This window comes from Roseivivax lentus, from assembly GCF_900156805.1.
Classification (GTDB): Bacteria; Pseudomonadota; Alphaproteobacteria; order Rhodobacterales; family Rhodobacteraceae; genus Roseivivax; species Roseivivax lentus.
Genome location: NZ_FTOQ01000018.1, coordinates 47,334 through 65,778, shown reverse-complemented (window position 1 = coordinate 65,778; position 18,445 = coordinate 47,334). Strand labels below are relative to the sequence as shown.

At 64.6% G+C, this 18,445-nt stretch carries 15 protein-coding genes and 1 tRNA gene; 13 read left to right on the top strand and 3 right to left on the bottom strand.

Translation table 11 applies throughout. The annotated features are described in order from the left end of the window. The 3 genes from BW990_RS22585 to BW990_RS18620 all read left to right on the top strand — a co-directional run. On the top strand, window positions 1–69 hold a 69-nt coding region (locus BW990_RS22585), incomplete at its 5' end, for an EF-Tu C-terminal domain-related protein (RefSeq protein ID WP_143526263.1). A gap of 318 nt (window positions 70–387) precedes the next feature. Next, entirely contained in the window at window positions 388–1,245 is an 858-nt protein-coding gene (locus BW990_RS18625) for an HTD2 family dehydratase (RefSeq protein WP_076450545.1), read from the top strand. Beyond that, window positions 1,242–2,483 (top strand): CoA transferase, encoded by a 1,242-nt coding sequence (locus BW990_RS18620; RefSeq protein ID WP_076450542.1) that lies wholly within the window; start codon window positions 1,242–1,244, stop codon window positions 2,481–2,483. The genes BW990_RS18625 and BW990_RS18620 overlap by 4 nt, the downstream gene beginning before the upstream one ends. 58 nt (window positions 2,484–2,541) lie before the next feature. On the opposite strand, the gene BW990_RS18615 is transcribed toward BW990_RS18620, so the two are convergent. After that, on the bottom strand, window positions 2,542–2,769 hold the full coding sequence (locus BW990_RS18615) for a hypothetical protein (protein ID WP_076450540.1): 228 nt from the start codon (window positions 2,767–2,769) through the stop codon (window positions 2,542–2,544). An 82-nt stretch (window positions 2,770–2,851) separates the two neighbouring features. Further along, on the bottom strand, window positions 2,852–3,079 hold the full coding sequence (locus BW990_RS18610; RefSeq protein ID WP_076450537.1) for a hypothetical protein: 228 nt from the start codon (window positions 3,077–3,079) through the stop codon (window positions 2,852–2,854). A gap of 503 nt (window positions 3,080–3,582) precedes the next feature. Here BW990_RS18610 and BW990_RS18605 point away from each other — a divergent pair. Next, a tRNA-Trp gene (locus BW990_RS18605) sits at window positions 3,583–3,658 on the top strand. A gap of 232 nt (window positions 3,659–3,890) precedes the next feature. Here the strand turns inward: BW990_RS18605 and BW990_RS18600 are convergent. Then, entirely contained in the window at window positions 3,891–4,460 is a 570-nt protein-coding gene (locus BW990_RS18600) for a hypothetical protein (RefSeq protein ID WP_143526283.1), read from the bottom strand. Window positions 4,461–4,839: 379 nt separating this feature from the next. Here BW990_RS18600 and secE point away from each other — a divergent pair, with 379 nt between their 5' ends. The 9 genes from secE (at window position 4,840) to rpoC (ending at window position 18,401) form a co-directional block, all read left to right on the top strand. After that, a complete protein-coding gene (secE, locus tag BW990_RS18595) occupies window positions 4,840–5,040 on the top strand; it encodes a preprotein translocase subunit SecE (protein WP_076450531.1) in 201 nt (66 codons plus the stop codon). A 170-nt stretch (window positions 5,041–5,210) separates the two neighbouring features. Further along, window positions 5,211–5,744, top strand: coding sequence for a transcription termination/antitermination protein NusG (nusG, locus tag BW990_RS18590; RefSeq protein WP_076450528.1), 534 nt, complete (start codon window positions 5,211–5,213; stop codon window positions 5,742–5,744). Window positions 5,745–5,936: 192 nt separating this feature from the next. Continuing rightward, window positions 5,937–6,386: a 50S ribosomal protein L11 gene (gene rplK, locus BW990_RS18585; protein ID WP_076450525.1), complete on the top strand. Its 450-nt coding sequence runs from the start codon at window positions 5,937–5,939 to the stop codon at window positions 6,384–6,386. A 1-nt stretch (window position 6,387) separates the two neighbouring features. Further along, window positions 6,388–7,086 (top strand): 50S ribosomal protein L1, encoded by a 699-nt coding sequence (gene rplA / locus BW990_RS18580; protein ID WP_076450522.1) that lies wholly within the window; start codon window positions 6,388–6,390, stop codon window positions 7,084–7,086. Window positions 7,087–7,290: 204 nt separating this feature from the next. Beyond that, entirely contained in the window at window positions 7,291–8,205 is a 915-nt protein-coding gene (locus tag BW990_RS18575; RefSeq protein ID WP_076450520.1) for a glycosyltransferase family 2 protein, read from the top strand. A 430-nt stretch (window positions 8,206–8,635) separates the two neighbouring features. After that, a complete protein-coding gene (gene rplJ / locus BW990_RS18570) occupies window positions 8,636–9,154 on the top strand; it encodes a 50S ribosomal protein L10 (protein ID WP_076450517.1) in 519 nt (172 codons plus the stop codon). A gap of 72 nt (window positions 9,155–9,226) precedes the next feature. Further along, the gene (gene rplL / locus BW990_RS18565; RefSeq protein ID WP_076450514.1) at window positions 9,227–9,607 is read left to right on the top strand and encodes a 50S ribosomal protein L7/L12; all 381 of its coding nucleotides are present in this window, start codon (window positions 9,227–9,229) and stop codon (window positions 9,605–9,607) included. A gap of 278 nt (window positions 9,608–9,885) precedes the next feature. Beyond that, complete coding sequence (rpoB, locus tag BW990_RS18560; RefSeq protein WP_076450512.1) at window positions 9,886–14,025, top strand: DNA-directed RNA polymerase subunit beta; 4,140 nt, start codon at window positions 9,886–9,888, stop codon at window positions 14,023–14,025. Window positions 14,026–14,153: 128 nt separating this feature from the next. Then, entirely contained in the window at window positions 14,154–18,401 is a 4,248-nt protein-coding gene (gene rpoC, locus BW990_RS18555; RefSeq protein WP_076450509.1) for a DNA-directed RNA polymerase subunit beta', read from the top strand. Window positions 18,402–18,445 lie beyond the last annotated feature (44 nt).

Here is an 18,445-nt window from a genome sequence, read left to right as displayed (position 1 = left end):
CTCCGCTTCGCCATCCGCGAAGGCGGCCGCACGGTCGGCTCCGGCGTGGTGTCGAAGATCATCAAGTGATCTGACGATCGCGTCTTCCCGGGGGCCCGCCTTCAGGGAATAGTGGATCGGAAAGCCGCCCCTCGGGGCGGCTTTCTTCGTTTCGGGTGCCGGCCGAGTTGCACCTTTTCGGGCCCGCGATGGAGCTCTTGCGCACATTTTGTCGCAGGGGCGTTCTCGCATCTGCAGCATCGAAAATCCGCTTTCGGACCAACGCGCTACCTGCGCAGACCTTGGCGTGGCGCGGCTCTGCATACCGTTGTATTCCGTTAACACACTGAAATAGCTTGATTTTTTCAGGATCTCTGTCATCTCTCTGCGGTGAGGGAGAACGCGATCATGGCAGAGCATCAGATCACCGACTGGATCGGACGCGAGGAGACGGTCCAAGGCCGCCTCGACGAGACCATGGCGCGGATGATGACGGCGACGCTGGCCGATACCGGGCAGGTGCCGCTCGGGTCGCGCGACGTTCTGCCGCCGCTCTGGCACTGGTCGGCCTTTCCGCCCGAGACGCCGATTTCCGGTCTCGGGGCGGACGGGCATCCCAAGCTCGGGGGCTTCCTGCCGCCGGTGGACCTGCCCCGGCGCATGTGGGCGGGCGGCACCGTCGATTTCGTCAAACCCCTGCATGTGGGCGAGCGGCTGACCCGCCATTCGGTCATCGACGACGTGGTGCGCAAGGATGGCCGCGCCGGACCGATGGTCTTCGTCACCGTGATGCACGACATCTGCGGCGAGGACGGCCTGGCGCTGCGCGAACGGCATGACATCGTCTACCTGGAATTGCCCAAGGTCTACGCGCCGCCGCCGCCCGTCGCGCCGCCCGCGCCCGAGACGATCCTCGCGGAGCGCGAGATCGCCCTCAGCAACACGCTGCTCTTCCGCTATTCCGCCTGCACGTTCAATTCGCACCGCATCCACCTCGATCTCGACTATGTGCGCGAGGTCGAGAAATACCCCCATCTCGTGGTGCACGGACCGTTGCAGGCGCTTCTGATGGCGGGGCTCGCCACCGAGCTGCGGGGCAGGCCGCCCGCGCGGTTCCGCTATCGCGGCGTGCATCCGATGTTCCCGGACGCGCCGATGCGCGTTCTGGCGCAGGAGGGCGAGCAGGGCAGCCTCGCGCTCTGCACCGCGCGCGGCACCGAACACCAGGGCATGACAGCCACGGCAGAATGGGAGGAGACCACATGAGCGGCATCTTGAACGGTATGCGCGTGATCGAAGGCTCCGCCTTCGTGGCGGTTCCGCTGGCCGGGCTGACCCTGGCGCAGATGGGCGCCGAGGTGATCCGGTTCGACCGGCTCGAAGGCGGGCTCGACGCCACGCGCTGGCCGGTAGCGCCGTCCGGGCGCAGCCATTTCTGGGCCGGGCTCAACAAGGGCAAGAAATCCGTCGCCATCGACATGCGCGCCCCCGAGGGCCGCGAGCTCATAACCCGCCTCATCACCGCGCCCGGCGAGGATGCGGGCCTCTTCATCACCAATCTCGCGGTGAAGGGCTGGCTCGACCACGAGACGCTGTCGGGGATCCGGCCCGATCTCGTGTCGGTCACGCTGACGGGCGACCGGCATGGCCGTCCGCAGGTCGATTACACGGTCAATCCCGCGCTCGGCATTCCCGACATGACCGGCCCGGAAGGATCGGACGCCCCCGTGGCCCATGCGCTGCCGGCCTGGGACGTTGCCGCGGGCGGGCATGTGGTCAACGCGCTGCTGGCCGCCGAACGCCACCGGCTGCGCCACGGCGCGGGGCAGGGCGTGACCCTCGCGCTGAAGGATATCGCGGCGGCCACGATCGGCCATCTGGGCATGATCGGCGAGGCCGCGACCACCGGGCGGGCGCGCGCGAAATGCGGCAACGCGCTATATGGCGCCTACGGGCAGGATTTCCTTTGTGCCGACGGCAAGCGCGTCATGGTGATCGGCCTGACGGAGCGCCAGTGGCAGGGCCTCGTGAAGGTCACCGGGACGCAGGAGGCGATGGAGCGGCTTTTCCGCAGCACCGGCCAGAACCTGTCCGACGAAGGCGTGCGGTTCCGCATGCGCCACGACCTGACCGGTATCCTCGCGCCCTGGTTCGCGGCCCGGCCGCGCGGCATGGTGGCCAAGGCGCTGGACGCGGCCGGCGTCACCTGGGCGCCCTTCCGCAACGTGGTGGAGGCACTGGCCGAAGACCCCGATCTCGGCCCCGACAACCCGATGTTCTCGGTTCTGGACCAGCCCGGCCTCGGCCGCTTCCCGGTGCCGGGAAACCCCGCGCGCTATACCGGCTTCGCCCGCGAGACACCGGCGATCGCGCCCGAACTCGGCGCGCATACCGAAAGCGTGCTGTCGGAAGTGGGCGGGCTCGACGCGACCGAGATCCAGGGGCTGTTCGACCGGGGCATCGTCGGCGACACCACCCGGATGCGCTGCCGCAGCGCCGCCTGACCGAACGCGAAACGGCCGGCCCCGCGCAGGGACCGGCCGCATCGTCGTCAGAAGTCGCTTACTGGTACTTGCCGACCAGGTTCTGGACGAGCGCGCGGTTCTCGGAGACGCTGCCGCCGGAATGGATGACGTTCAGCAGCGAGGCGATCTCGGCGTTGGACAGGCCGGACGTGTCGACATTGGCGAAGGTCTCGATCTCGGCGATCTGGCCGTCCGTCGCGGCGAGGGCTGCGGAACCGGTGGCGGTGGCGAGGATGAGGGCGAGGGCGGTGGTGAACTTGGTCATGATCTTGATCCTGTGTCTGGAATGATGATTGAGAGGGAAATGGTCGGGGCCGCCGAGGGAGGCGCGGCAGCCCCGCATTCGCTTACTGGTACTTGCCGACCAGGTTCTGGACGAGCGCGCGGTTCTCGGAGACGCTGCCGCCGGAATGGATGACGTTCAGCAGCGAGGCGATCTCGGCGTTGGACAGGCCGGACGTGTCGACATTGGCGAAGGTCTCGATCTCGGCGATCTGGCCGTCCGTCGCGGCGAGGGCGGCGGAACCGGTGGCAGTGGCGAGTACGAGGGCAAGGGCGGTGGTGAACTTGGTCATTTTGTATCTCCTGATGAATGTGCCCCGGGAGGCGGTGTGTTTGCCCCGTGAGGCGTTTGCTTAGGGACGTTGTCGTCCGGTGATTGACAGATGGGGGTGACCTGCCAGCGCCGCCAATCACGGTAATCATCACGGTCGATCACGGAGATTTTGCCTTGAAAATCCAAAAGGCATGCGGCCGTACACAATGACGAAAAATCTCATAAAAACAGTGAATTATGTATTTCATATCCGTCACGGAGACGAGATTTCAGCCTCGGTTTCCGCAACAATTCCCCAAGTGGCAAACGCTCACAGGCGCTGTGCATTTTTGCTCTGAAATATGGGTAACGGCTGCGTAACTGCACGCTCACGCAAGGCGGCGTTTCGCTGTCATCCGCGTGAAGGAAAAAGCCGCATCTGAAACAGATTGGCGGCGCGGGCGGCGACCCGCACGTGACGGGAGGCTGGCGCAAATCGCCTCTTGAAACCGGACCGGCAGGGCTGTATCGCAGGCACCGCGTAGGGGTATAGCTCAGCTGGTAGAGCGACGGTCTCCAAAACCGTAGGTCGCGGGTTCGAGCCCTGCTGCCCCTGCCAACATTTCCGATCAGACGAACGCCGATCACCAGCGCCGCTGAGGCTGCCGGAGCGCGGCTGCGTGCGCCTCCCTTCGAATGCCGTCAGGCTCGTCCAGGCTCGTCCAGGCTCGTCCAGGCGCGACGGGGCCGCGCAGCCGTTTGCACGCAGCGCGGACACGCAAAAAAGGGGCCCGCGATGCGGACCCCTTTTTCTTACTCGTTACGCTGCGGCCAACGGGGCCGCGATACTCTTAGTTGAACAGGGCGTTCAGCTTGCCCGCGATGTTGCCGCGGCTGTCGGTCGAGTAGATGATCGCCAGCGCCGAATTCACCTGTGCGTCGCTCAGCGTCATCACGTCGATTTCCGGCGCGTAGCTGTTGATCAGGGCGACTTCACCGGTCGTCGCGGTGTTCATTTCGCTGACCATCTGGCCATCGTCCTGCAGCAATGCGCGGACCCGGGCGGCACGCTCGCTTGCATCGCCGCTTTGTGCGGCCGAGATGGCGGCATCCACGGTCGGCTGCGGCAGCATCGTATAGTCGACGCCATCCACGTATTCGTCGAGGATCGCGATTTCCGCCTCGGTGATGGTCGCGGTCATCGGCACGAAGTCTTGTTCGGTGTAGAGGGCGCTGAGACGGCCGACGATGTCCGAACGGCTGTCGGTCGACGTGATGATGTTCAGCGCGCTTGCCACTTCGGTGTCGCTCCATGCGGAGATGTCGGCATCGGGCAGGTAGGACTGAATCGTCGCGATTTCACCTTCGGTGGCGGCATAGGCCGGGCCGGTGAGGGCAAGGGTCAGGGCGGTCGCAGTCATAAAGCGTTTCATATCGGTCGTTCCTTTCGTCTCGTTTCTTCTGCCGCGCGTGGGCCCGTCGGGCCGGAAGCGGGGCGGGCGGAGTGTTCCGCCTTGGTCTGGGAATAGAACCCGCCAAACACGATGCCGTTCCGGTCGGCGGGTGGATTTTTGCGTGAACAATCCGTGATTTGATGTGCGCGAGCGCGCGGGAACCAAAGGCCCGATTGCGGCGTTCGCGCGCCCCTGCGCGCCCGCGTTCATTTACTTGCGGGTCGTGGGCCGGTGGCGAGGCAGGGCGGACGGCACGTCTTCGGGGCGAGTTCGGCCGACAGCGCTTGAAAGATGCGGGCCAAAGCCGTATCTGCCGCGGAACCGCCCCAAACCGAAGGTCCCAGCGATGGCCAAGACCAACCCGATCCAGTTCATCCAGCAGGTGCGCGCCGAAGTCAGCAAGGTCGTCTGGCCGACCCGCCGCGAGGTGGTGCTGACGACGGTGATGGTCTTCATCATGGCGACCCTGACCGCGATCTTCTTCGCGCTCGTCGATCTGGGCATCCGCAGCGGGCTGCAGGGCATCCTTGGATTGTTCGGCGGCTGAGCCCGGCGCGACCGCCCGCGGGACTTGAATTCGCTCCGCGACGAGAGTAAGGCGGCGGCTAGAACGGAAGAGGGCGTGCACCGCCACGGGGCGCACGCCATTTTCTATTTAGGAATATTCTACTGAGACAGGGCCCGCCCGGGCCCGGCAGAAAGCAAGGACACAGCCAGATGGCGAAGCGGTGGTATTCGGTGAGCGTTCTCTCGAATTTCGAGAAGAAGGTGGCCGAACAGATCCGGACATCGGTGGCCGAACAGGGGCTCGAGGACCAGATCGAAGAGGTTCTCGTCCCGACCGAAGAGGTCATCGAGATCCGTCGCGGCAAGAAGGTGAACACCGAGCGGCGCTTCATGCCGGGCTACGTGCTCGTGCGGATGGAGATGTCGGACCAGGGCTATCACCTGATCAACTCGATCAACCGCGTCACCGGGTTCCTCGGTCCGCAGGGCCGTCCGATGCCCATGCGCGATGCCGAGGTGCAGGCGATTCTGGGCCGGGTCCAAGAGGGCGAAGAGGCCCCGCGCACGCTCATCCATTTCGAGGTGGGCGAGAAGGTCAAGGTCAACGACGGCCCGTTCGAGGATTTCGACGGCATGGTCGAGGGCGTCGACGAGGACAACCAGCGCCTGCGGGTCGCGGTGTCGATCTTCGGTCGCGAGACGCCCGTCGAGCTGGAATTCACCCAGGTCACCAAGCAGGGCTGATACGGGTGGCGGTGGGTTTTCACCCACCCTACGAGCTGCGCCTTCGGGCGTGGGGTGGGTGAAAACCCACCACCCCGGCAACAGGCCGGGACCGATTGTGGGAGGCGAGCGCGACGCGTCGCGCGGACCTGACCACACAACGAAAGACAGACCGGGACGCGCCCGGGATGTGTTGGAAAAGGAGATAGCCAGATGGCTAAGAAACTTGCTGGCAAGATGAAGCTGCAGATCCCTGCAGGCGCTGCCAACCCCTCGCCGCCGGTGGGCCCCGCCCTCGGTCAGCGCGGGATCAACATCATGGAATTCTGCAAGGCGTTCAACGCCAAGACGCAGGACATGGAGCAGGGTGCGCCTTGCCCCACCGAGATCACCTACTACCAGGACAAGTCCTTCACGATGGATATCAAGACGCCGCCCGCGTCTTACTATCTGAAGAAGGCCGCCGGCCTGAAGCCCGTGGGCAAGCGCAACCGCCCCCGCGGTGCCGAGGCACCGGGCCGCGAGACCGTTGCGACCGTGACCCGCAAGCAGGTGCGCGAAATCGCCGAGGCCAAGATGAAGGACCTCTCGGCGAATGACATCGAGGCTGCGATGAAGATCGTCCTCGGTTCGGCGAAATCCATGGGCATCGAGGTGAAGTAAGATGGCAAAACTCGGAAAACGCACCCGTGCCGCCCGCGACGCTTTCGCCGGCAAGGAAGACCTGACCGTCGAAGAGGCCGTGGCCCTCATCAAGTCGAACGCGAACACCAAGTTCGACGAGACCGTCGAGATCGCGATGAATCTCGGCGTCGATCCGCGCCACGCCGACCAGATGGTCCGCGGCGTCGTGGGTCTGCCCAACGGCACCGGCAAGACCGTCCGCGTCGCCGTCTTCGCCCGCGGTGCCAAGGCCGAAGAGGCCCAGGCCGCCGGTGCCGACATCGTCGGCGCGGAAGACCTGATGGAGACCGTGCAGTCCGGCAAGATCGAGTTCGACCGCTGCATCGCGACCCCCGACATGATGCCGATCGTCGGCCGTCTCGGTAAGGTCCTCGGCCCCCGGAACCTGATGCCGAACCCCAAGGTCGGCACAGTGACCATGGACGTCAAGGAAGCCGTCGAGGCGGCCAAGGGCGGCCAGGTTCAGTTCAAGGCCGAGAAGGCCGGCGTCGTGCATGCGGGCGTGGGCAAGGTGTCCTTCGACGAGGCGAAGCTCGTCGAGAACATCCGCGCCTTCGTGGACGCCGTGTCGAAGGCGAAGCCCACCGGCGCGAAGGGCACCTACATGAAGAAGGTGTCGCTGTCCTCGACCATGGGTCCGGGCGTCACCGTCGACGTGACCAACGCCACCGGCAACTGATCGGGGGCAACTGATCGGGCGCCGCAACGCGGGCCGCTGGGTCCGCGCTGCATCACCTGAACCATTTCGAGACGGGCGGTCCTTCGGGGCCGCCCGTTTTTCTTCTCAAGGCGCAAACGCTCCCTTAAGCTTTCCGGCGTATCGACAAGAGGCGGGGGTGAACCGCATCCCGACGGCCCAGCAGAGGCGAAGGCAGGACCCGACATGGCGCAGAACCTGACGATGGCCGCCATCCTGAAGGAGCCGGTCGACACGGTGCGCGGCTTCATCGCCTATCACCGTGCGCAGGGCGTGACGCGGTTCCACCTGTGTTTCGACGATCCCGACGACCCGGCGGTCGAGGGATTGGGCGGCGCGCCGGACGTGATCGCCGAGCGCGGCACGCCGGATTTCTGGGCCCGCGTCGGCATCGGCGCCGACAAGGCCTTCCCGATGCGGCAGAACCATTTCCTGACCTACGCCTATCACGCGGCCCCGGTCGGATGGTTCGCGGCGCTCGACGGAGACGAGTATTTCCATCTCGACGGCCGGACCCTGGCCGAGGAGCTGGACGCGCAGGAGCCCGAGACCGTCGCCGTGACCATCCGCAGCGCGGAACACGTGCAGACCCCGCAGGACGGGGCGTGCTACCATTTCCGGCTGCCGCAACCGCGCTGGCTGCGCCAGGCGCTCTATTCCAACCTCGCCGGGCATCTGCGGACGCGGGAGGGCTTCGCGGGTCATATCGCGGGCAAGTCCTGCACCCGCACCGGGCTCGGATCGCGGGTGCGCATCCGCCAGCACTGGGCCGCGGTCGAGGGCCGCGACCTGATCGCGGCGCGGATCATGACCCATGAGGACGGCGCGCATCTGCTGCATTTCGTCGATCGCGGCTTCGCGAACTGGCGGGCGAAACTCGACTGGCGCCTGTCCTCGCGCGGCTATGTGGACCGGATGAAGACCATGCTGCTCAGCGCGATGGAGGCGGATGCGCCCGAGGCGGAGCTGTGGAAGATCTACGCCGAGCTGCATGTCTTCGGCCCGGAGCGCCTGCAGGTGCTGTCCGATGCCGGGCGGCTCCTGTCGGTGCCGGTCGCCGAGATCGGGCGCGAGGCGTCGGGGCTCGACAGGGCGGCCTGATCCCGCGGGGCCGCGGCTTGCAGGCACAGGGGGCACGCGTTCCCGAGCACCGCCCGAACCGCCCGTTTTCAATGCATCTTGACCGGGCCGCGCGGGCAGGGCATCCTTTCGCCCAGCCATGGGAAGGATGCGGCGCGTTTTGCGCCCGCTCCCCCTTGGCAAGATTCCTCAAATTCTTTAGACGCAACACTTGAGGGCATTCGTGTGATTCGCAATTGCCCTCGTTTCGTCCGAGACGGTGGGTGGGTCCGCCCCTGATGTGGCCCCGTAATTCCTGCCTGAGACGGGAAGAGCATTTCAGTCCTTCGCTTCGCAAGAAGTGCCGGATCCGCGATTGCGACACCCCGTTCGGACCTGATCGCCGGGCTCTCCTCGGAGGACCCAGCAAAAAGAGCCGGAGGGGAAACCCTCCAATACTTGGAGTAGAACTGTGGATAGAGCCCAGAAAGAGAAAGTGGTCGAGGAACTCGGCCAGATCTTCGAAAGCTCTGGCGTCGTGGTGGTTGCCCATTACGAAGGTCTCACGGTTGCCGAGATGCAGGATCTCCGGGGTCGCGCACGCGATGCCGGGGCGTCCGTGCGCGTCGCCAAGAACAGGCTCGCCAAGATCGCCCTCGACGGGAAGCCCTGCGCAAGCATCGCGACCTATCTCGAGGGCATGACCGTTCTGACCTATTCCGAAGACCCCGTGGCAGCAGCCAAGGTGGTCGAGGACTTCGCCAAGGATAACAAGAAGCTTGAGATTCTTGGCGGCGCAATGGGTGAGACCGCTCTTGACCGGGCCGGTGTGGAAGCCGTGTCGAAGATGCCCTCGCGCGACGAGCTTATCGCTCAGATCGCAAGCTGCATCGGCGCACCCGCATCCAACATCGCCGGCGCGATTGGCGCACCTGCTTCGAACATCGCCTCGATCCTGTCGACCATCGAAGAAAAGGCCGAGGCGGCCTAAGGCACCCAATGGGACCCTCGTGGGGTTGCATCCCGCACGTTGGAACACATCTAGATACGGAAAGAAGTCACAATGGCTGATCTGAAGAAACTTGCAGAAGACATCGTCAACCTGACGCTTCTCGAAGCCCAGGAACTCAAGACCATCCTCAAGGACGAATACGGCATCGAGCCCGCCGCTGGCGGCGCGGTCATGATGGCCGGCCCCGCAGGCGGCGACGCCGGCGCGGCTGCCGAAGAGCAGACCGAATTCGACGTCATCCTGAAGTCGGCAGGCGCCTCCAAGATCAACGTGATCAAGGAAGTCCGCGCGATCACCGGCCTTGGCCTCAAGGAAGCCAAGGAACTCGTCGAAGCGGGTGGCAAGGCCGTCAAGGAGCAGGTCTCCAAGGACGAAGCCGAAGAGATCAAGAAGAAGCTCGAAGAGGCTGGCGCCGAGATCGAGCTCAAGTAATCCCGAGGTCGGGGCGACCCGGCCGGGACGAGCAAAATACTGGCTGGATTCGGGGACGTCCCGGGTCCAGCCGAACCTGTCTAAGCGAGGCCCTTCGCGCCACGGATGTCGATCCGGAACGCGAAGAGGGGCCTTCCTCAGGCAAGGTTCCTTCGATCGGGAGGCCTCTGGTGGGACAGGGGCCATGAATGGATCGGAGCCTTCCTTCTCGGTTGAGCGCGCACCCGATGCCCGACGGGCGCGTCCTCGGAAGAGACACTGAAAGGTGACAAGCGACCATGGCGCAATCCTACCTTGGCCAGAAACGTCTTCGTAAATATTACGGAAAAATTCGTGAAGTGCTGGAGATGCCGAACCTGATCGAGGTTCAGAAAAGCTCCTACGACCTGTTCCTGAAGTCCGGCGACCAGCCGGAGCCGATGGATGGGGAAGGCATCAAGGGTGTCTTCCAGTCGGTCTTCCCGATCAAGGATTTCAACGAGACGTCGATCCTCGAATTCGTGTCCTACGAGCTCGAGAAGCCGAAATACGACGTCGACGAATGCCAGCAGCGCGACATGACCTATGCCGCACCGCTGAAGGTGACCCTGCGTCTGATCGTCTTCGACGTGGACGAGGATACCGGCGCGAAATCGGTCAAGGACATCAAGGAGCAGGACGTCTTCATGGGCGACATGCCCCTGATGACGCCGAACGGCACCTTCATCGTCAACGGCACCGAGCGCGTCATCGTTTCGCAGATGCACCGCAGCCCGGGCGTCTTCTTCGACCACGACAAGGGCAAGACGCACAGCTCGGGCAAGCTGCTCTTCGCCTGCCGCATCATTCCCTATCGCGGCTCGTGGCTCGATTTCGAATTCGACGCCAAGGATCTGGTTTTCGCCCGCATCGACCGCCGCCGGAAGCTTCCGGTGACGACGCTTCTCTACGCGCTTGGTCTCGACCAGGAAGCGATCATGGACGCGTATTACGACACGGTCGATTTCCACTACGAGAAGGGCAAGGGCTGGAAGACGAAGTTCTTCCCCGACCGTGTGCGCGGCACACGTCCGACCCACGACCTGATCGATGCCGATACCGGTGAAGTCATCGCCGAGGCCGGCAAGAAGATCACGCCCCGCGCGGTCAAGCAGATCAAGGACGAGGGCAAGGTGAAGAACCTCCTCGTGCCGTTCGACAACATCGTCGGCCGCTTCGTCGCCAAAGACATCATCAACGAAGAAACCGGCGCGATCTACGTCGAGGCCGGGGACGAGCTGACCTGGACCGTCGACAAGGACGGGGAAGTCTCGGGCGGCACCCTGAAGGAGCTGGTCGATGCCGGCGTGACCGAGATCCCGGTCCTCGACATCGATAACATCACCGTGGGCCCGTACATGCGGAACACCATGGCGAACGACAAGAACATGAACCGCGACACCGCGCTCATGGATATCTATCGCGTCATGCGTCCGGGTGAGCCGCCCACCGTCGAGGCCGCCTCGGCGCTCTTCGACACGCTGTTCTTCGACGGCGAGCGCTACGACCTCTCGGCCGTGGGCCGGGTGAAGATGAACATGCGTCTCGCGCTCGACAAGCAGGACACGCAGCGCACGCTCGACCGCGAAGACATCGTCGCCTGCATCAAGGCGCTGGTGGATCTGCGCGACGGCCGCGGCGATATCGACGACATCGACCACCTCGGCAACCGCCGGGTGCGCTCGGTCGGCGAGCTGATGGAGAACCAGTACCGCGTGGGTCTCCTGCGCATGGAGCGCGCCATTAAGGAGCGCATGTCGTCGGTCGAGATCGACACCGTCATGCCGCAGGACCTGATCAACGCGAAGCCTGCCGCGGCGGCGGTGCGTGAATTCTTCGGCTCCTCGCAGCTGTCGCAGTTCATGGACCAGACCAACCCGCTGTCGGAAGTCACGCACAAGCGGCGCCTCTCGGCCCTCGGGCCCGGCGGTCTGACCCGCGAACGCGCCGGCTTCGAGGTGCGCGACGTGCACCCGACCCACTACGGCCGGATGTGCCCGATCGAGACGCCGGAAGGCCCGAATATCGGTCTCATCAACTCGCTCGCCACCTTTGCGCGGGTGAACAAGTACGGCTTCATCGAAACGCCCTACCGCGTGGTGAAGGACAGCCAGGTGACCGACGAGGTCCACTACATGTCCGCCACCGAGGAGATGCGCCACACCATCGCGCAGGCCAACGCGTCGCTGAACAGCGAAGGCAAGTTCGTCAACGACCTGGTGAACACCCGCCAGTCGGGCGATTACACGCTGGCGCCCGCCGACAGCGTCGACCTGATCGACGTGTCGCCGAAGCAGCTGGTGTCGGTCGCGGCCTCGCTCATTCCGTTCCTCGAGAATGACGACGCCAACCGCGCGCTGATGGGCTCCAACATGCAGCGGCAGGCGGTGCCGACGCTGCGCTCCGAAGCGCCGCTGGTGGGCACGGGCATCGAGGGCATCGTCGCCCGCGATTCCGGCGCCTCCATCATGGCCAAGCGCGGCGGCGTGATCGACCAGGTCGACGCGATGCGGATCGTCGTGCGCGCCACGGAAGATCTCGAGCCGGGCGATCCGGGCGTCGACATCTACCGTCTGCGCAAGTTCCAGCGGTCCAACCAGAACACCTGCATCAACCAGCGTCCGCTGGTGACCGTGGGCATGGAAGTGTCCAAGGGCGAGGTGATCGCCGACGGCCCGTCCACCGATATGGGCGAGCTGGCGCTGGGCAAGAACGTGATCGTCGCGTTCATGCCCTGGAACGGCTACAACTACGAGGACTCCATCCTCATCTCCGAGCGCATCGCGCAGGACGACGTCTTCACCTCGGTCCATATCGAGGAATTCGAAGTCGCGGCCCGTGACACCAAGCTCGGGCCCGAGGAAATCACCCGCGACATTCCGAACGTGGGTGAAGAGGCGCTGCGCAACCTTGACGAGGCGGGCATCGTCTATATCGGCGCCGATGTGGAGCCGGGCGATATCCTCGTCGGTAAGATCACGCCGAAGGGCGAAAGCCCGATGACGCCGGAAGAGAAACTCCTCCGCGCCATCTTCGGCGAGAAGGCCTCGGACGTGCGCGACACCTCGCTGCGCGTGAAGCCCGGCGATTACGGCACGGTCGTGGAAGTCCGCGTCTTCAACCGTCACGGCGTCGAGAAGGACGAACGTGCGCTCCAGATCGAGCGGGAAGAGATCGAGGCCCTCGCGCGCGACCGCGACGACGAGCTCGCGATCCTCGACCGCAACATCTATGCGCGTCTGAAGTCCATGATCCTCGGCAAGACCGCCGTGAAGGGCCCCAAGGGCGTCAAGGCGAATTCCGAGATCACCGAGGAGCTGCTGGACAGCCTGACCCGCGGTCAGTGGTGGCAGCTCGCCCTCGGCGAGGAAGAAGAGGCCAAGTTCGTCGAGGCCCTGAACGAGCAGTACGAGGCGCAGAAGCGCGCCCTCGATGCCCGGTTCGAGGACAAGGTCGAGAAGGTCCGCCGCGGCGACGATCTGCCCCCGGGCGTGATGAAGATGGTCAAGGTCTTCGTGGCGGTGAAGCGCAAGCTGCAGCCGGGCGACAAGATGGCCGGCCGTCACGGCAACAAGGGCGTCATCTCCAAGGTCGTGCCGATCGAGGACATGCCGTTCCTGGCGGACGGCACGCCGGTCGACTTCTGCCTCAACCCGCTCGGCGTGCCGAGCCGGATGAACGTGGGCCAGATCCTCGAGACGCATATGGGCTGGGCCGCGCGCGGTCTGGGCATCAAGATCGACGAGGCGCTGCAGGATTATCGCCGCACCGGCGACCTGAGCCCCGTGCGCGAGGCGATGCACACGGCCTATGGCGACGACGTCTTCGAGGAAGGCATCGCGGGCATGTCGGACGACGCGCTGATCGAGGCGGCAAGCAACGTCACGCGCGGCGTGCCGATCGCGACGCCGGTCTTTGACGGCGCGAAAGAGCCGGACGTGAACGACGCTCTGCGCCGTGCTGGCTTCGACGAAAGCGGACAGTCGATCCTATTCGACGGCCGCTCGGGCGAGCAGTTCGCGCGTCCGGTGACCGTGGGCGTCAAGTACCTGCTGAAGCTGCACCACCTCGTGGACGACAAGATCCACGCGCGTTCGACCGGGCCTTACAGCCTCGTCACGCAGCAGCCGCTTGGTGGTAAGGCGCAGTTCGGCGGTCAGCGCTTCGGCGAGATGGAAGTCTGGGCGCTCGAAGCCTACGGCGCGGCCTACACCCTGCAGGAGATGCTGACGGTGAAGTCCGACGACGTCGCGGGCCGGACCAAGGTCTACGAGAGCATCGTCAAGGGCGAGGACAACTTCGAGGCCGGCGTGCCGGAATCGTTCAACGTGCTCGTCAAGGAGGTCCGGGGTCTGGGCCTCAACATGGAACTCCTGGATGCGGAGGAAGACGAAGAGTGACGCCAGTCTCCGGGCGCGGATTTTCATCGAAAATCCGCCCCGGTTTCCGCGCGGAAACCGGCCTGAATTTTGCGAAAATCCAGGCCCCGCTCTTCCCCCCCGCACCCTCTGAACTCTGAGGAAAAGACATGAACCAGGAAATCACGAACAACCCGTTCAATCCCCTGACCCCGCCCAAGGTCTTCGACGAGATCAAGGTGTCGCTGGCCAGCCCCGAACGGATCCTCTCGTGGTCCTTCGGCGAGATCAAGAAGCCCGAGACGATCAACTACCGCACGTTCAAGCCCGAGCGTGACGGCCTGTTCTGCGCGCGCATCTTCGGGCCGATCAAGGATTACGAATGCCTCTGCGGCAAGTACAAGCGCATGAAGTATCGCGGCGTCGTCTGCGAGAAGTGCGGCGTGGAAGTGACCCTTCAGAAGGTCCGCCGCGAGCGTATGGGCCATATCGAACTGGCCGCGCCCTGCGCCCATATCTGGTTCCTGAAGTCGCTGCCCTCGCGCATCGGCCTCATGCTGGACATGACGCTGCGCGATCTGGAGCGCGTGCTCTATTTCGAGAACTACGTGGTGATCGAGCCGGGCCTGACGGACCTGACCTATGGCCAGATGCTGACCGAGGATGAATTCCTCGACGCGCAGGACCAGTACGGCATGGACGCCTTCACCGCCAATATCGGCGCCGAGGCTATCCGTGAGATGCTGGCCCAGATCGACCTGGAATCCGAGGCCGACCGCCTGCGCGAGGAGCTGAAGGAAGCCACCGGCGAGCTGAAGCCCAAGAAGATCATCAAGCGCCTGAAAGTGGTCGAGAACTTCCTCGAATCCGGCAACCGTCCGGAGTGGATGGTCATGACCGTGATCCCGGTCATTCCGCCGGAACTGCGTCCGCTCGTGCCGCTCGATGGCGGCCGCTTCGCGACGTCGGACCTGAACGACCTCTACCGCCGGGTCATCAACCGCAACAACCGTCTGAAGCGTCTGATCGAGCTGCGCGCGCCCGATATCATCGTGCGCAACGAAAAGCGGATGCTGCAGGAATCCGTGGACGCGCTTTTCGACAACGGCCGCCGCGGCCGCGTCATCACCGGCGCCAACAAGCGTCCGCTGAAGTCGCTGTCGGACATGCTCAAGGGCAAGCAGGGCCGCTTCCGCCAGAACCTTCTGGGCAAGCGCGTCGACTTCTCGGGCCGTTCGGTCATCGTGACCGGCCCCGAACTGAAGCTGCACCAGTGCGGCCTGCCCAAGAAGATGGCGCTCGAGCTCTTCAAGCCGTTCATCTATTCGCGGCTCGAGGCCAAGGGCCTCAGCTCGACCGTGAAGCAGGCCAAGAAGCTCGTCGAGAAGGAGCGTCCCGAGGTTTGGGACATCCTCGACGAGGTCATCCGCGAGCACCCCGTGCTGCTGAACCGGGCGCCCACGCTGCACCGTCTCGGCATCCAGGCGTTCGAGCCCATCCTGATCGAGGGCAAGGCGATCCAGCTGCACCCGCTCGTCTGCTCGGCCTTCAACGCCGATTTCGACGGCGACCAGATGGCCGTGCACGTGCCGCTCTCGCTCGAAGCGCAGCTCGAGGCGCGCGTCCTGATGATGTCCACGAACAACGTGCTGTCGCCCGCCAACGGCGCGCCGATCATCGTGCCGTCGCAGGACATGATCCTCGGTCTCTACTACACCACCATCATGCGCGAAGGCATGAAGGGCGAAGGCATGATCTTCTCCTCGACCGAGGAAGTGGAGCACGCGCTCAACGCCGGTGAAGTGCACCTGCACGCCAGGATCCAGTGCCGGGTGAAGCAGATCGACGAAGAGGGCCAGGAAATCGTCAAGCGCTTCGAAACGACGCCCGGCCGGGCCCGCCTCGGCGCGCTCCTGCCGATGAACAACAAGGCGCCCTTCGATCTGGTCAACACGCTCCTGCGCAAGAAGGACGTGCAGCGGGTCATCGACACCGTCTACCGCTATTGCGGTCAGAAAGAGTCGGTCATCTTCTGCGACCAGATCATGACGATGGGCTTCAAGGAAGCGTTCAAGGCCGGCATCTCCTTCGGCAAGGACGACATGGTCATCCCCGACGCCAAGTGGCCGATCGTCGAAGAGACGCGCGACCAGGTGAAGGACTTCGAACAGCAATACATGGACGGCCTGATCACCCAGGGTGAGAAGTACAACAAGGTCGTCGATGCCTGGTCGAAGTGCAACGACAAGGTCACCGAGGCGATGATGTCCACCATCTCGTCGGCCAAGCACGACGAGAACGGCGCCGAGATGGAGCCGAACTCGGTCTACATGATGGCCCATTCCGGTGCCCGTGGCTCGGTCACGCAGATGAAGCAGCTGGGCGGCATGCGCGGCCTGATGGCCAAGCCGAACGGCGACATCATCGAGACGCCGATCATCTCGAACTTCAAGGAAGGCCTGACCGTTCTCGAATACTTCAACTCGACGCATGGCGCCCGCAAGGGTCTGTCGGACACCGCGCTCAAGACCGCGAACTCGGGTTACCTGACCCGCCGTCTCGTGGACGTGGCGCAGGACTGCATCGTGCGGATGAAGGATTGCGGCACCGAAAACTCGATCACCTGCGAAGCGGCGATCAATGACGGGGAAGTCGTGGCCTCCATCGGCGAGCGTCTCCTGGGTCGCGTCGCGGCCGAGGATGTCGTGAAGCCGGGCACCGACGAGGTGCTCTGCAAGCACGGCCAGCTCATCGACGAGCGCACGGCGGATACGATCGAAGAGGCGGCGGTGCAGACCGTGCGCATCCGTTCGCCGCTGACCTGCGAAGCCGAAGAGGGCGTCTGCGCGGCCTGCTACGGTCGCGACCTCGCGCGCGGCACCATGGTCAACGTGGGCGAAGCGGTGGGCATCATCGCGGCGCAGTCCATCGGTGAGCCGGGCACGCAGCTGACGATGCGGACCTTCCACATCGGCGGCGTGGCCCAGGGTGGCCAGCAGTCCTTCCTCGAGGCGTCGCAATCGGGCAAGATCGAGTATGACAACCCGAACACGCTGGTGAACGCGGCGGGCGACCTTCTGGTCATGGGGCGGAACATGAAGATCCGCATCGTGGACGAGAACGGCGCCGAACGCGCGAGCCACAAGGTCGGCTACGGCACCAAGCTCTTCGTCAAGGAGGGCGACACGATCGAGCGCGGCGACAAGCTGTTCGAATGGGATCCCTACACCCTGCCGATCATCGCCGAGAAGGACGGGACGGCCAAGCTCGTCGACCTCGTGAACGGCGTTGCCGTGCGCGAGGAAACCGACGACGCGACCGGCATGTCCCAGAAGATCGTGACCGACTGGCGTGCCGCGCCCAAGGGCAACGAGCTCAAGCCCGAGATCATCCTGCAGGATGAGAACGGCGAGCCCGTGCGCAACGATCAGGGCAACCCGATCACCTACCCGATGTCGGTGGACGCGGTCCTCTCGGTTGAGGAGGGCGACACGGTCAAGGCCGGTGACGTGGTGGCGCGGATCCCGCGCGAGGGTGCGAAGACGAAGGACATCACCGGCGGTCTGCCGCGTGTGGCCGAACTCTTCGAGGCCCGTCGACCCAAGGATCACGCGATCATCGCGGAAATCGACGGCTACGTGCGCTTCGGCAAGGACTACAAGAACAAGCGCCGGATCTCGATCGAACCCGCGGACGAGAATGTCGAGCCCAAGGAATACATGATCCCCAAGGGCAAGCACATTCCCGTGGCCGAAGGCGATTACGTCCAGAAGGGCGACTACATCATGGACGGCAACCCCGCGCCGCATGACATCCTGTCCATCATGGGTGTCGAGGCGCTGGCCAACTACATGATCGACGAAGTCCAGGACGTCTACCGCCTCCAGGGCGTGAAGATCAACGACAAGCATGTCGAGGTGATCGTCCGCCAGATGCTCCAGAAGTGGGAAATCCTGCACAGCGGGGACACCACGCTTCTCAAGGGCGAGCATGTGGACAAGCTCGAGTTCGACGAGGCCAACGCGAAGGCCGAGAAGAAGGGCGGACGTCCCGCGCAGGGCGAACCGATCCTGCTCGGGATCACCAAGGCGTCGCTGCAGACGCGCTCGTTCATCTCCGCGGCCTCGTTCCAGGAGACGACGCGCGTGCTCACCGAAGCCTCGGTGCAGGGCAAGGTCGATACGCTTGTCGGTCTGAAGGAGAACGTCATCGTCGGCCGCCTGATCCCGGCGGGTACCGGTGGCGCCACCACCAACGTGCAGAAGATCGCCACGGATCGCGACAACGTCGTGATCGAAGCGCGCCGCGCGGAGGCCGAAGAGGCCGCCCGCCTGGCCGCGCCCACGGAAAGCGACGATGCGGTCGGTGGCGATGCCTTCGACACGGTGATCGAAGAGACCACCGAGAGCCGCGAGTAACCGCGCCTCTTCCCCGACATCGAAAGGCCCCGCATCGCGCGGGG